This is a genomic window from Psychrobacter sp. PSi21, from assembly GCF_054960615.1.
This window is the reverse complement of sequence record NZ_JBHNYR010000001.1, coordinates 160,283-175,072: the sequence shown is the minus strand read 5'-3', so window position 1 is coordinate 175,072 and position 14,790 is coordinate 160,283. Positions and strand designations below refer to the sequence as shown.

The following is a 14,790-nucleotide window of genomic DNA, read 5'->3' as shown; positions in this document are numbered from 1 at the left end:
AAGCTCTTCCTTTAGGCTGTCGTGAATAATAGGGCATGACTGTTGCTACAGCATGCTCAAAGCAATGCTGCAAGCATAAAGTGGGCAGTCAGACCAAGTGCAAATATGCCGCCGCCAAAAGTGTGTCAAGACGGCGTAAAGTGTTGCTTTCGTTAGTTATTACATGATCGCGCATCGTTGCGTTATCCATATGCCTAGGCCGTTTGATACAAGTCCGTCTGGTATCTACAGTTTGGCTGGGGCATGTGCGCGTGTGGTACAGACTCAACTGGTATTAAGCAGATAGCACGGTTATTCTATCAGTCATCGACAAAAATATCATCTGCTCTAGTAGCGCCAAATCGCACAAAATAGTGCTTCAAGCCCTTTGTGTGTATGTGTTTGCGCGATTAAAAACATATATATCTATACTATAAAAACAAATGTATAGCCATTATTTAGCCACTTTATACCTATTGATCATAAAAGGGTTGCATAAAATTTTTGCTGCGTTTTTTGATCATAACCTACCACTAACTGTCGCTATCAAACACACCGTCATTTAGTGATTAAACATTTAGTAATCAAACAGTCTGTTCGTCCATCATAACTGCAAACACTGACTATGAGTGTGCAGATTTATTTGCAAATTGTGACAGCATCAGTGCTCGATTTTAGCTAGGGTAAAGGGAACTAAAAAAAGATAGTGGTATCCATGATGATGACTTACACCTTAACCGCCGATATGCGCTGGCAGCAGCAAACCGTGTGGCAAACGTCAGACACGCCCTTTATGTTGTTTGCTTTTTGGCAAGCGCTGGCAGATACGGATGCCATTGGTGAGTCGGCAGGGTGGCTGCCGCTGTTTGTGCTGGTTTATCGCGGTCATGAGGATAGCGGCCGCGAAGACAACGACAGTATGCAGAGCGCCGCGCCGATTGCGGTGATGCCTGTGTTTATCAAAGGGCACCATCATGGTGAGTTCGTCTTTGATTATGGCTGGGCTGAGGCCTATGCGCGCTACGGACTGGATTACTATCCAAGGCTAGTGACCAGTGTGCCGTATACGCCCATCACAGGCGAGCGGCTGTGGCTGGCAAAGGGAGAGGTGCTGACCAAAGATATCATTGCTGCGGCGCTGGCTGGGGTAGATGATATTGCCAAGCAGGTTGGGGCGTCCAGCTGGCATGGACTGTTTGTCACACCAATGCTGGCGGCGCTTAGTAGTGAGCTGCTGCCTGAGTCTGAAATCAGCGCCGATGCCATGCCATCAAATGCCACATTGGCGGCCATTGCGGCCAAACCGCCCATCCTTGAGCGCCAAGGCTGCCAGTTTTTGTGGCAAAACCAAAACCTGATGCAAGGCGGTGCGCCATTTGCAGACTTTGAGGCCTTTTTAGCAACGCTGACGGCCAAAAAGCGCAAAACCATTCGCGCCGAGCGGCGCAAAGTGGCAGCACAAGGCATTCGCTGCTATCGCAAATGCGGCCTTGAAATCAGTACGGCTGACTGGGAAGCCTTTTATCAATGCTATGTGATGACCTATGCCATACGTGGACAGCAGGCTTATTTGAGTTTGGACTTCTTTACCCAGCTTGCCGCGACCATGCCTGAGCATTTGTTTTTGGCGCAGGCCTGCGACGCGGATGGTGACATCATTGCCAGTAGTTTATTTTTGTACGATGTGCCACATAGTGATAAAAATGGGTCAAGTACCGAGCCAACAGCCAGCCAACCAACAGCCAGTACCGCTGCTGCGACGCTTTATGGCCGCTATTGGGGCGCGCTTGGCGACTACGACAGTCTGCATTTTGAGCTATGCTATTATCAAGGGATTGAGTTTGCGATTGAGCGCGGCCTGATGTACTTTGACCCCGGTACGCAGGGCGAGCACAAACTGATTCGCGGTTTTGTACCCACACCGACGCACTCGATCCACCGTATTTATGATGCGCGCTTTGTGCCTGCGATTGGCGAATTTTGCCGCAAAGATCGTGAACACATGGCCGCTTATCGACGCGAGGCGCATGCGGCCTTGCCCTTTAATCATGATAATATGCCCACTTTTAAGTCCTAGGGGGCTTGTCTTTTCTGTCCGCTTTTTTGTTTAGGTTCATGTGCCGCTATGCCCAGCTCTTGTCTGTTTTTACCGCCAGCTACTGTATCAGAAACAACGCCGCCCGCCACGCTTGAACCGTGGCTCAATACTGACGGTTCACTCACTGCGCTGCTTGAGGCCAAAGCAGGTCAAGCGCTTCGAGTCGAGCCCAGCTTTGAGGGTTATCGGCTATTGACACTGGCGCAGAAGCGGCAGCTGGGCATGACAGGTGTTGCGCTCAATCGGCCGCAGCTGGCATGGGTGCGTGATGCTTTGCTCTATGGTAATGATGAGTGGCCTTGGGTGGCGGCGCAAAGTATTTTTCCATTGAGCAGCCTGACAGGGGAGGCGCGTCGCTTGCAGCAGCTCAAAGGCACACCCATTGGTTATGTGCTCTTTAAACGCTGTCGCCACCTCCCCAATCAGCGCCGCATTGTCTTAACTCAGGCAGGTTGGCAACGGCAAACGCGCTATGATTGGAGTGGGCGTGCTATTTTAATCAGTGAAACGTTTTTGCCCGCCTTTACGTCTGCTTGCACTGAACAGTAAACCTATCTTAGAGAGTGATAATGGTGCAGGTGGGGTGTTGCAGTAGTGAGCTGATATGGTAGAGGGCTATCTCAATAAATACACAGGTTTGTCGTCTAGGGTATATTCTAAAGACACGTTCTTAAGCTGGTCCTATCCTATCTAATAAACTGCTACCTATAATTTAATGCGACATATCATCTGGTTATTTTTGTCGCTTGCTGACAACGGCTTATTCAGGCTCAGGCCTGCGTATTTTGCGCTCGTTATAGGGCGTTTCATGTTACACTTGCTGCCAGTAATATCAGTGATGTAGGAGCGCATCTGCTATATTACTGAATGTTAGAAGCCCATTCTCGGCCATACCCTTCTGATAATTGTCACTATATAGGACATCAATATGTTTAAAGATATTTCTATCCAAGAATTTGATCCAGCACTTGCCGACGCCATGGCTGCCGAAAGCGCCCGCCAAGAAAGCCACATCGAACTGATTGCTTCAGAAAACTATTGCTCACAGACGGTGATGGAAGCACAAGGTAGTGACTTGACCAACAAATATGCAGAAGGCTATCCAGGCAAACGCTACTATGGTGGCTGTGAGCATGTGGACGTGATCGAGCAGTTGGCTATTGATCGTGCAAAAGAGTTGTTCGGTGCCGCGTATGCCAACGTTCAGCCGCATTCAGGCAGCCAAGCCAACTCAGCGGTATTCTTAGCGCTGCTTGAGCCAAATGACACTGTACTTGGTATGAGCTTAGACGCGGGTGGTCACTTGACGCATGGCTCACATGTCAACTTTTCAGGCATCAACTACAAAGCCGTACAGTATGGCCTAAGCGATGAGACAGGCGAGATTGATTATGACGAAGTCGACCGTTTAGCGCGTGAAAACAAACCCAAAATGATCATCGCAGGCTTCTCGGCTTATTCGCAAGTGGTTGATTGGCAGCGTTTCCGCGACATCGCTGACGAAGTGGGCGCATACTTAATGGTCGATATGGCACACGTGGCGGGTCTGGTTGCTGGCGGCGTCTACCCAAGCCCAGTACCCTTTGCCGATGTGGTCACCACCACCACGCACAAAACCCTACGTGGCCCACGTTCAGGCCTAATCATGTCGCGTGATGAAGTCCTTGCCAAAAAGTTAAACTCAGCCGTATTCCCAGGCAACCAAGGTGGCCCACTGGTGCACGTCATCGCGGGTAAAGCAGTGTGCTTTAAAGAAGCGCTAGAAGACAACTTCAAAACCTATCAGCAGCAAGTGGTTAAAAACGCCAAAGCGATGGCCGAAGTGATCCAAGCGCGCGGCTATGACATCGTATCAGGCGGTACTGAAAACCATCTGATGCTGATCAGCCTTATCAAGCAAGAAATGACGGGTAAAGAAGCAGACAAATGGCTTGGCGATGCGTACATTACCGTCAACAAAAACTCTGTACCCAACGATCCAAAATCACCGTTCGTAACTTCTGGTATTCGTATTGGTACGCCAGCGATTACCACGCGCGGCTTTGACGAAGCAGACGTAAAAGAGTTGGCAGGTTGGATGTGTGACGTACTTGACAGCCGCGGCGACGAAACCGTCATTGCTGAAACGCGCGAAAAAGTAAAAGCCATCTGCGCGAACAAGCCAGTATATGCCAAAAATCAGTAAGCACTGATTGAGGTATATCAGTAGGGCAGGTGGCGAACGTCACCGCGCCCGAAACTAAAAAACCGCCTGTGATAGGGCGGTTTTTTTGTGGACGTTTCTGCATCTGTATATTGAGCGTATGCATTGAAAGCGCGCAAAGATAAAGACAATCAAAGCTTATCGACACTGCTTAATTAAAAGCTAATATTCGGACGTCTTCAAAGACAGAAAGACATACCACCTCATTTTCACTGCGCTGTATCGTTATTATATTAGATTCACTGTATGTAGAGCGTCATCAGTAGATGCTTCGAGTAGTTCTGTAGCCAGTGCTATAGCGCGACTGTGCGCATCGGCCACTGACTGAGCGTGCCGTTCGTCTGTAAACTCTTGATACTCTGAATGAATTTCATATATGGAGTCAACGCCTAAATATTTACTTAACGTTTTTAGGTGCGGAGTCAAATGATTTGTCTCTGCTCTTATACCTTTAGGGTCAAAGCCGAATTCGCCACAAGAGGTGACGATAATCAAGGTCTTTCCTGATAGCATGGGTTTTAATGGAAAATCACCACGTGCTAAGTCAAAATCAAACGTTTTATTGATTCTCACAATTTGATCAAACCATGCTTTTAGCTGGGCGGGCATGCCATAGTTGTACATGGGTGAAGAAATGAGAATAATATGTGCTTTTGTCACCTCACTAATGAGCTGGTCAGATATAGACAGTATTGTTCGCTGTTGCTCTGTTCTGTTGTCTTCTGGAGTAAATACAGCACCAATCCATTCTTGATTGATAAATGGTGGTGGGTTGATGCCAACGTCCCTATAGATATGGTTGGTGTCAGGATTTTTATCTAGCAGTGTATTAACAAAGCTTTTCGCAATCCCTTTTGATATAGAGTTATGACTGACGTTTTCGTTTTCTAACGCTCTTACGCTTGCGTCGATATGCAATAAAATAGCCATGTTTCTTCCTATTGTTTGATGAGTAACAGGGACTATTTTGTCTGATGCTACGGTCACCTTACAAACGGATAGATTGCACCTATAGATGTGTTTAATTCATCTATAGAATGTATGTTGGACGCAGTGCACAGATAGGGAGGCAAAAAATGCAAGTGTCACTACAGGCTTTAAGAGCATTTGAAGCCGCTGCTCGTTTAAGTAGCTTCAAGCAAGCAGCAGAAGAATTATCGCTTACACCAACCACAGTGTCGCACCATATTGCTAATCTAGAAAGCAGATTGGGAGTGAGTTTATTCCATCGTCAGAATCGATGTATTGTATTGACAAGTACAGGGCAGTTTTTGGCAACTGCGATGACAGAAGGGTTTACGACTATCAATAATGCTTTAGAGCAAGTCGCTGATACGGCGCGTGTGGTACGAGTGACAACGACTTCATCTTTGGCGGCCATGTTACTCATTCCTTATCAATGTGAGTTTTCAGCAATCTATCCAGAAATAGACGTAGAAATTTCGACAGGCGAGACTCTAAATAACCAACCTTATATCATTCCCATTCGTTTGGGGGATATGGTGAGAGTGCCGCCCGAAGACATCATCAAACAAGAGTATTTTGATGTTTTTGGCGCGAATCAAGTTTCTGATGTTTGGTACTCTCAAGGAAAAACAACAATCTATACCACTGAATGGAAAAATAGTAAATTGCCTTCGCCATCGCTAGATACATGGCTTGCTTTGAATGATATTCCTCGCGATAGAGTTGTCGTGAAAAAATTTGATCAGGAGTTTTTCGCCATTCAACAAGCGATGGCAGAGGGCTGTCTTGTATTTTGCTCATCAACCATGGTGACAAGGCTCTTAAAAGCAGGCCTATTGAAATACTTTCAAACGCAAACAATCAAAACTCAGTTGTGTTATTACATACCAAAAAAGGCATCATTTGATAGCAAAAATGGTAAAAAGTATCTGGCGTGGGTCGAGACATTATTATGTAGTAGTTCATAATACGCTCAACCAAAAAAACCGCCTGTGATAGGGCGGTTTTTTTGTTAATCATTATTACTTACATAAATGGCAACTGCGTAAAGACTTGCAGTACCGTCGCATTGACAATATCGACAAAGAACGCGCCGACCATCGGCACAATCAAAAATGCCTTACGCGAGGGCAAATAACGGTCGGTCACCGCCTGCATATTGGCAATCGCCCTACACGTATTGGCTAGGGCAATCTGCCGCGCTGCTTGTGTCTGGGCGGTGGCGGCGCACCATAGATATATTGCCACCGTTTGCCATCATATAGCGCCACGCTCACGAGATTTGCGGCGAGTAACTTGCCATGTCTGGCATCAAGCCTGCGTGCAGACAATGGCGCAATTTGTTTTTCAAAATCATAAGGCTGACAGGTGAACGTCTCACTCTGCTGATCAGCGACGAACACGCCATGTTCACTACCGAAAAACACTCGTCCTTGATAGGCGACGGCGTCACAAAACTTGATGTTTTTACCTGTCCCAAAGACTGACCATGTATCCCCCCGTCCACGGATCACATAACCCCATGCGCAGCCGATATAGACATCGCCATTTTCGGCGCAGCATACCGACAACGGCAATAGTTTTTTTGCACCGATATCAATGTAATGCCACGCTATACCGTCAAAATGCCAAACATCGTTTTCACCGCCGACAGCGTACAACTCATCGCTTGAAAACCCATCCATGTCTTCAAAACCATGACCACTACCATGCTCACGTATATCTTCTGAGATGCACTGCCAGTTCTCAGGGCCAAGACGTTTAAAGACCTCACGACCCCAGCCAATTCCATAAATCTGGTCACCGACTCGCGCCAGTTGGTGAAAACGTGTTTTGGTAGACAGCTGCTTTTCAGCGAACTTATTGTCTCCAAGACCCAGATAATAGCCTTGTCCCGCATCATCGACCATAAGACATTCTTTATAGTCAGCATTGACCAAACGGGTGTTAAAGAAGGAATGGCCGTTCCACGTTCTACCTGCCCATATAGGCGGTTCATTGGGCTCTTGTGCTTTTGAGTTATAAATGCCAATACGGGTGGCGCCGCGATTGGTGTAATAATCGTATTTTTTTTCGGGCAGGCGTTTTTCACTGCTGACGCAAAAATAGTCTTCAGCGGCGATACAGCAATCATGAATAAAAGAGCCATGAAAGATATTGTATTTTATGTCGTTTTTTTTGGTCATTATAGTGCTCACATTGAACAAAGAACGGACAATATTAAGCCACTACCCCTCATAAAAAGCAACGCCCGTTGATCTTTGCACGTATCACAGGTGCAATAAGATAAACAGGCGTATAGGGGTCTATAAGCGATCAGTGCCCGCTGCGGTTGAGGTTACGCGCGCGTCTCACCATGACCATAAACGATCCATTTTTGTGAGGTTAGACCCTCAAGGCCAACAGGGCCGCGGGCATGAATCTTGTCTGTCGAGATACCAATCTCAGCACCCAAACCATATTCAAAGCCATCAGCAAAACGGCTAGAGGCGTTGATCATCACACTGGCAGAATCGACTTCACGGATAAAACGCTGCGACTTGGTATAGTTGTCGGTGATAATGACGTCAGTATGATGGCTACCGTGGGTATTGATATGCTCGATGGCGTCATCAATACCTGACACGATTTTCACGGCCAAAATAGGCGCAAGATATTCGGTATCCCAGTCCTCAGCGGTGGCCGCAGATAAGTGACCGTTTAGCGTGATCACATCGGCCAAGATGCTTTGGGCATCATCATCCACACGCAGTTGCATCGCGTCATCAGCTTCGATGATGGCTGTGGCAATTTTGGGCAATAAGTCTTTGGCGATAGCAGCATCGACAAGGAGCGTCTCCATGGTGTTGCACGTACCGTAGCGATGCGTCTTAGCATTGACGCTGACACTGATGGCGATATCGGCATCGGCATCGCGGTCGATAAAGGTATGGCAGTTGCCGTCCAAATGTTTGATGACAGGGACTTTGGCATCATTACTGATACGCGCAATCAGACCTTTGCCGCCACGTGGTACGATGACATCGACATAGTCAGTCATGGTGATCAGCTCCCCTACCGCCGCGCGGTCGGTGGTTTGCAATACTTGAACGCTGTGCTCAGACAAGCCTTCTGCTTTTAGACCTTCATAAATACATTTGGCAATCGCTTGATTGGACTCAAAGGCTTCTGAGCCACCACGTAAGATGATGGCGTTACCTGATTTTAATGCCAGTGACGCGGCTTCTAAGGTGACGTTAGGACGTGATTCATAAATCATACCAACCACGCCGAGTGGCACGCGCATCTTACCCAAATGAATGCCTGAAGGGCGATAGGTCATGTCAGTTACTTCACCGATAGGATCAGGTAAGTTCGACACGTCTTTGAGACCTTGGAGCATGCCATCAAAACGGGCATCAGTCAGCTCTAAGCGATCGAGTAGAGCCGCGTCCAAGTTATTTTGACGTCCATTATCCATATCAATCTTATTGGCAGATAAAATGTCGGCTTTAGCGGCAAGCAAGGCGTTGTGTATGGCCATCAACGCGGCGTTTTTGGCACCTGTGTTGGCGGCAGCCAGTGCGCGTGAAGCCGCGCGGGCTTGTTTGCCCACTTGCTGCATGTAAGCGGTGATATCTGTAGTGTCTGATTGACTCATAAAACATTGTCCTTATGTTTGAAGAATGGAAATGGGAAATCGCGCTCGTCTCTGGTTACTGCTTATTAAATATGTCATCTAACATAGAGCAGCAAAGGTCAATAGTAAAGGCCAGTTTGTGAGCGATGTTTGTCTGCGATGACTTTTTACTGCCTTATTATAGGCTTTATGTTGGGAGCGTTACGTATTGTGCACAAAATTGTGCTGCAACTCCTAACATTGTGGCGATCGATTGTCAGTATAGTAGGGGCAATGATCAATCACTATGTTTGACGGTCAACAGGGCAACGATACCCAATGTGACCCAAAAGAGAACGGAGAAGTCCCATGACAAGCAGTAATCAACCACAAAAGTCGATGTCGAAAACGTGGCTATTTGGTGCTATTGCCGCCGCCGCACTAACGCTAGGCGCTTGTGCAGACAAAAATGAAACACTAATGACAGACGCTGAACCAACTGCCGATGCACAAACTCCTGTTGAGCAAAACGAAACAGGGGTAGCAACAGCCGATATGAATAATGATGATGTTGCAGTCGCGACTGCCGACCCCATGGATCCTGCCAACGATGATGTCGCGGTTGCCACTGCTGGTGATGAAGCGGTACTTGATGGCACCGAAAGCGAAGAGCACGTATCAACCTATTAATAACAAAGTAAGTAGTAGGCAAAAGCAGTGTATTGATATTTGGCTCAGACCATTAGGCTGGGCCATTTTTATGTTTGGGCACTGATTAGATAGGGACAGTGGTTGCCTTTTTGCGGTGTTTTGAGCGACAATGTGGCGCAGCGGCGACGCAAATAACCACCTTGTCACGCCGCGCCAGCGCTTTTTATTCATACTTATTGGAAATCTGCAAAACCATGCCTGAGACTGCCGCAAACTCGACCCATCCGATTGCCTTAGATTTACAAGATATCCATAAAAGCTACGGCTCATTGGCTGTGCTTAAAGGGGTATCACTTACCGCATATGATGGCGATGTGATCTCCATCTTGGGGTCATCAGGCTCAGGAAAATCCACCTTGTTGCGCTGCATCAATCTGCTCGAAAAGCCCACTAAAGGTAAAATCTTTATTGGCGATGAAGCGCTTAAGCTTAAGCCCAATAAAGAAGGTGAGCTACAAGCAGTGAGCAACCAGCAGTTAGAGAGTCTGCGCGCGCGTGTGGGTTTCGTCTTTCAGAACTTCAATCTCTGGCCGCACAAAACGATTTTGCAAAATATCATCGAAGGCCCCACCCAAGTCTTAAAAATCAAAAAAGACCAAGCCATCAGTGACGCTGAAAAGCTGCTCGATAAAGTCGGTTTGCTCGACAAAAAAGACGCCTATCCTGCCAACTTATCAGGCGGTCAGCGCCAGCGTGTGGCCATCGCTCGTGCCCTTGCTATGCAGCCACGGGTGCTACTGTTCGATGAGCCGACTTCTGCCCTTGATCCTGAGCTGGTCAACGAAGTACTAGCGGTCATGCGCGAGCTGGCGAAGGAGGGGCGTACCATGCTGATCGTGACCCACGAAATGCGTTTCGCGCGTGAAGTCTCTAGCAAAGTGGTGTTTTTGCACCAAGGGGTCATTGAAGAAATTGGTACGCCAGAGCAGGTGTTTGACAATCCGACCTCAGAGCGTGTCAAAAACTTTATGGCCTCACATCGCTAAGGCTGAATGGTAGGCTATATAAGCGTTATAGCGTTGCATATCGGGTGTCAGAGGAGTACAGCGGATACCTCAAAAACACCTTTGATTTGAGCGATTTATATACAGGGTGATTATTACGCGAGCATGACAGTAGGTACGCAAAACGTTTGTTTTTGATATTTGACTCAGGTATTATCGGAAGTTTACACACCGTCAATAATGCTTATCAAGACGCGCGCTGGCATGGATGTCAGCGATTTGCTTGATTATCCTGCCTATCAAAGTCTAAGGAACGTATGATGCCTGATTCTCGTCTATTGTGGTCGTCACTGACCCTTTCAGTCGCCCTTGCCCTAAGCGCTTGTAGCCAACCTGCCAATGATGCTGCTGATACTACCGCCGATGCTGGTGCAGATGCAGCTGGCAAGACGATCCGTATCGCCACCGAAGGCGCATATCCTCCCTTTAACCAAACCAACGCTGATGGCAGTTTGAGCGGCTACGATGTCGATGTGGCTAATGCCTTGTGCGATCAAATGCAGGCCAAATGCGAGATCATCGCTCAAGAGTGGGACGGCATCATTCCTGGTCTGCTGGCGCAAAAATATGACGCCGTGGTAGCAGGTATGTCGGTTACCCCTGAGCGTCTAGAAAAAGTCGACTTTACCGAGCCTTATTTTGCCAACACCATGGTGTGGCTCACTGAAGCAGACAGCGGCTTTGACCCCAATGCGATCAGTGACTTGACCCTCGGTGGCCAGCGCTCAACCACACCCGGTGCGTATTTGCAAGACAACTATGATGGCAAAGATGGTAACACCGTGCGCTTATATGATAACTATGACAACGCCTATTTGGATCTGAAATCAGGTCGCAGCGATGCGGTATTGGCTGAAAAAGTCTCTGCCACCGCGTGGCTAAAAGACAATACAGAGGGCTTTGGTATTGTCGGCGATGAGATTGATAATAATGACAATATTGCCATAGCGGTACGCAAAGATGACCCGCTCAAGGACGATTTCAATCAGGCAATGAGCGAAATCCGTAGTAACGGAACGCTTGAGCGTCTCGAACAGGCAAATTTCGGTCAGTAGATGCCTGCTACAGGTAGGCAACGATCACATAATGGTCAACTCATCTTATAGGAAAATGCTCATGTCACTATCATATCCCTCTAAAGCCCTATGGCTTGCACCGCTCACGGCTGCCATGCTCATGATTACTGCTTGTAGCAACAGCAGTGACACCACCGATGCCAGCACCGATGCTGATGGCGCAAGCAGCGATACTACAACCGATATAAAAATTGCCACCGAATCAAGCTACAAGCCTTTTAGCTATACCGATGCCGATGGTAACGTGATTGGCTACGAGATTGAGCTGGTCGATGCGTTATGCGCCGAAATGAAGGCCAACTGTGAAGTCATCTCTCAAGACTGGGATGGTTTGATTCCAGGGCTGAACGCGCAAAAATTTGATGCGGCCATTGCGGGCATGTCGATCACTCCTGAGCGCCAAGAGGTGGTCGAATTTAGCGATCCGTACTTCCATAGCGGCATCGTATTAATCGGTAAAAAAGGCGACAGCATCAGCGTTGATGATTTAAAAGGGCAGCGTATTGGCTCGCAGCGCTCAACTGTGGCGTCGCAATACTTGCAAGATGAACACCCAGAAGCCGATATCAAGCTGTATGACACCCAAGACAATGCTTATCTGGATCTGACCTCGGGACGTGTCCGTGCCATGATGTCTGACCAAGTCACGGCGCTGAACTGGCTTACCACCGATGCGGGTCAAGATTACGAAATCAAAGGCGATGAGATCAGCACTGATGATGATGCGATGGGTATTGCCTTCCGCAAAGGTGATCCTTTGATTGCGAAATTCAACACCGCTTTGGCAGCCATTAAAGACAACGGCACCTACGATCAAATTACTGGCAGCTACTTCGGTACCAAATCAACCGCCGCGGCACAAAAAGTGGTCGCCACTGATGAGGTTGAAGAGGTGATAGTCGTTGATGATGGAAACGTCGATGCCAATGCGGTCATCGCTGAAGAAGAGCAAACCGAAGCGGCGAGCAACTGATAAACCACTGACCGCTTTGCTGCCTGCGCTTGAGTGGCTCGGTTCAACAGCAGGTGGCAGCTACGGCATAAAAGGCGATGAGATTGATATCAATGATAACTTTGCCATTGCGGTGCGTTCAGACGACCCGTGGCAAGCCAAGATCAATGAAGCGCTTGCTCATATTAAGGCCGATGGTACGTATGAGCGGATCAAGCAGCAGTATTTTGCAGTGCCTACTGCTCAAATGCCTGCCGTAGCCGGCACTGCACCAACCAGCACGGCCTCAAGTGGTCAGGCGGCTAATAGCACGACGGCTGAGTGATCGTGATGCTTGTTTTGAATCATATTGTGTTGATAGGGGAGGACATGACCGATAGGGTGATGTCCTTTTTTGTTTGGGTGTTGGTATGGGGATAGCTCATATCGGCTTGCTTGATGAATTTGGTGGGTCACTGCGTGTGATGGCGAAACTGACTCACCAGTGTCGCTGGTAATCGCTATTTTGGCATGTTTTACCGCGATAGAGGCTGGTTTGCGCCGCGCTTTTGCCGCTGAGCATTAACATAGGTCGCGGCGGATATGATAAAATCACGAGTTATTTTTACCCAGCCTGATGGCATCAATCAATCATTGGCGGGTGGTTATGAGTATCTGTGGTCTGTATGGCAGATATAAAATACTGATTTTTAACCTTTTTTATCAGGTTAATTTAAAGAGACTGAGTGGACAACTGTGTTTGACTTACAAGGATTTGGCGCGCTATTACTGAGCGGCGCAACTGTCACCATCAAGATCGCCTTGACCAGCTTAGCGATCGGTATGGTCTTGGGTCTGCTTGGAGCGACGGCCAAGCTGTCTAATGTGTGGCTGCTGCGTAAGCTGGCGACGGTATATACCGCAACGATGCGCGGCATCCCCGAGCTATTGTTAATATTGTTTATTTATTATGGCGGCTCAATGCTGCTGATGAGTGTCCTCAAAAACTTTGGCTATAACGATTATATCGGGATTAGTGCATTTTGGGGCGGTGTGGCTGCACTGTCTATCATCTTTGGCGCCTACGCGACTGAAATCTTTCGCATGGCGATTCAAGAGATTCCGACAGGACAACGCGAGGCGGCGCAAGCAGTCGGTATGCGCCCGTTACAGACTTTTTATCGTGTTATTTTGCCGCAGGTATGGCAGGTTGCGTTACCGGGGCTAGGTAATTTATTTTTGGTATTGCTCAAAGACACCGCACTGGTCTCTGTGGTGGGTCTCAAGGACATCATGTATCAATCAGTACGAGGCGCGCAGTCAACGCAGCAGCCATTTACCTTTTATATGGCAGCAGCCATTATTTATTTGGGGCTGACGATGCTGATCACGGGCTTTATGATGTGGCTGGAATGGCGCGCCAACCCAGCGGCACGCTACGCCAAAAAGCTGACCCGTCAATCGACCACAGGGTAGAGGAGAGATACTCATGAATTGGAATTGGCAGGTTATTTTTGAGCATATCCCTGATTTGCTTGGCGGTGCGGTACTTACCGCGCAGCTGGTGGTGATCTCTGGCATTTTGGGTTTGTTTTTTGGTTTGATTTTGGCGCAGCTGCGACTGTCCAAAAGCTGGGCTGTGCAGGCTTTGCCTTTTGTTTATATTTTCTTTTTTCGTGGTACGCCGCTATTGGTGCAGATATTTCTGATCTATTATGGTTTGGGTCAGTTTGAAGCAGTGCGCAATTCGTTTTTATGGGAACCAGTACTCAGTCAACCTTACTGGTGCGCGATCATTGCCTTTACCATGAATACCAGTGCGTATTTAGCGGAGATTATTCGCGGTGCGATTCAGAGCATTCCTGTGGGCGAGCTTGAGGCGGCGGATGCCATTGGCATGTCAAAATGGCAGAAGCTAACCCGCATCACACTGCCGCGCGCTTTTGGTATCGTGATCCCTGCGTATAGTAATGAAGTGATCTTTATGCTCAAAGGCAGTGCGCTGGCCTCGACCATTACTTTGATGGACATCACTGGAGTGACGCGAACCATTAATGCAGAAACATATACGACGCTAGAGATGTTTTTTGCCGCAGGTATTGTCTATTTGCTGCTGTCGTGGGTGATTTTGTTTGGCTTTAGATTGTTCGAAAACAAACTCAATCGCTATATGAGTTATGTACCACCTGATGTGGTGACACGCACCATTGCATAAGTAGGTGTG

Annotated in this window: 14 protein-coding genes and 1 pseudogene; 11 read left to right on the top strand and 4 right to left on the bottom strand. The window is 47.9% G+C overall.

From position 1 onward, the window contains the following. Positions 1–694 precede the first annotated feature (694 nt). The 3 genes from ACFI32_RS00770 (at position 695) to glyA (ending at position 4,262) form a co-directional block, all read left to right on the top strand. Positions 695–2,056 carry a GNAT family N-acetyltransferase gene (locus tag ACFI32_RS00770; RefSeq protein WP_462624579.1) on the top strand — a complete coding sequence of 454 codons (1,362 nt, stop codon included), beginning with the start codon at positions 695–697 and terminating at the stop codon, positions 2,054–2,056. 48 nt (positions 2,057–2,104) lie between these two features. Beyond that, the gene (locus ACFI32_RS00765; protein ID WP_462624578.1) at positions 2,105–2,626 is read left to right on the top strand and encodes a chorismate--pyruvate lyase family protein; all 522 of its coding nucleotides are present in this window, start codon (positions 2,105–2,107) and stop codon (positions 2,624–2,626) included. A 379-nt stretch (positions 2,627–3,005) separates the two neighbouring features. After that, positions 3,006–4,262: a serine hydroxymethyltransferase gene (glyA, locus tag ACFI32_RS00760; protein WP_462624577.1), complete on the top strand. Its 1,257-nt coding sequence runs from the start codon at positions 3,006–3,008 to the stop codon at positions 4,260–4,262. 246 nt (positions 4,263–4,508) lie between these two features. Here glyA and ACFI32_RS00755 read toward each other — a convergent pair whose 3' ends face one another. Further along, positions 4,509–5,210 (bottom strand): FMN-dependent NADH-azoreductase, encoded by a 702-nt coding sequence (locus ACFI32_RS00755; protein ID WP_462624576.1) that lies wholly within the window; start codon positions 5,208–5,210, stop codon positions 4,509–4,511. Positions 5,211–5,356: 146 nt separating this feature from the next. On the opposite strand from ACFI32_RS00755, the gene ACFI32_RS00750 reads away from it, so the two are divergent. Further along, entirely contained in the window at positions 5,357–6,214 is an 858-nt protein-coding gene (locus ACFI32_RS00750; protein ID WP_462624575.1) for a LysR family transcriptional regulator, read from the top strand. Between the two features lie 58 nt (positions 6,215–6,272). Here the strand turns inward: ACFI32_RS00750 and ACFI32_RS00745 are convergent. From ACFI32_RS00745 to ACFI32_RS00735, 3 genes and pseudogenes are all read right to left on the bottom strand, one after another. Then, positions 6,273–6,425: pseudogene (locus tag ACFI32_RS00745) on the bottom strand (sodium/glutamate symporter); the annotation flags it as partial. A 5-nt stretch (positions 6,426–6,430) separates the two neighbouring features. Further along, a complete protein-coding gene (locus tag ACFI32_RS00740; RefSeq protein ID WP_462624574.1) occupies positions 6,431–7,432 on the bottom strand; it encodes a hypothetical protein in 1,002 nt (333 codons plus the stop codon). Between the two features lie 152 nt (positions 7,433–7,584). Further along, positions 7,585–8,886: a glutamate-5-semialdehyde dehydrogenase gene (locus tag ACFI32_RS00735; protein WP_462624573.1), complete on the bottom strand. Its 1,302-nt coding sequence runs from the start codon at positions 8,884–8,886 to the stop codon at positions 7,585–7,587. A gap of 327 nt (positions 8,887–9,213) precedes the next feature. Between ACFI32_RS00735 and ACFI32_RS00730 the strand changes: the two genes are divergently transcribed. The 7 genes from ACFI32_RS00730 to ACFI32_RS00700 all read left to right on the top strand — a co-directional run bounded on the left by ACFI32_RS00730 (position 9,214) and on the right by ACFI32_RS00700 (position 14,781). After that, positions 9,214–9,534 carry a hypothetical protein gene (locus tag ACFI32_RS00730; RefSeq protein ID WP_462624572.1) on the top strand — a complete coding sequence of 107 codons (321 nt, stop codon included), beginning with the start codon at positions 9,214–9,216 and terminating at the stop codon, positions 9,532–9,534. 215 nt (positions 9,535–9,749) lie between these two features. Beyond that, positions 9,750–10,541 (top strand): ABC transporter ATP-binding protein, encoded by a 792-nt coding sequence (locus tag ACFI32_RS00725; protein ID WP_462624571.1) that lies wholly within the window; start codon positions 9,750–9,752, stop codon positions 10,539–10,541. A gap of 278 nt (positions 10,542–10,819) precedes the next feature. Next, on the top strand, positions 10,820–11,614 hold the full coding sequence (locus tag ACFI32_RS00720; protein ID WP_462624570.1) for a transporter substrate-binding domain-containing protein: 795 nt from the start codon (positions 10,820–10,822) through the stop codon (positions 11,612–11,614). A gap of 61 nt (positions 11,615–11,675) precedes the next feature. Beyond that, positions 11,676–12,608, top strand: coding sequence for a transporter substrate-binding domain-containing protein (locus tag ACFI32_RS00715; RefSeq protein ID WP_462624569.1), 933 nt, complete (start codon positions 11,676–11,678; stop codon positions 12,606–12,608). Next, positions 12,556–12,912, top strand: coding sequence for a transporter substrate-binding domain-containing protein (locus tag ACFI32_RS00710; protein ID WP_462624568.1), 357 nt, complete (start codon positions 12,556–12,558; stop codon positions 12,910–12,912). Before ACFI32_RS00715 ends, ACFI32_RS00710 begins: the two co-directional genes overlap by 53 nt. A 410-nt stretch (positions 12,913–13,322) precedes the next feature. Continuing rightward, a complete protein-coding gene (locus ACFI32_RS00705) occupies positions 13,323–14,042 on the top strand; it encodes an ABC transporter permease (protein ID WP_462624567.1) in 720 nt (239 codons plus the stop codon). 13 nt (positions 14,043–14,055) lie between these two features. After that, on the top strand, positions 14,056–14,781 hold the full coding sequence (locus ACFI32_RS00700; protein WP_462624566.1) for an ABC transporter permease: 726 nt from the start codon (positions 14,056–14,058) through the stop codon (positions 14,779–14,781). Positions 14,782–14,790: the final 9 nt, after the last annotated feature.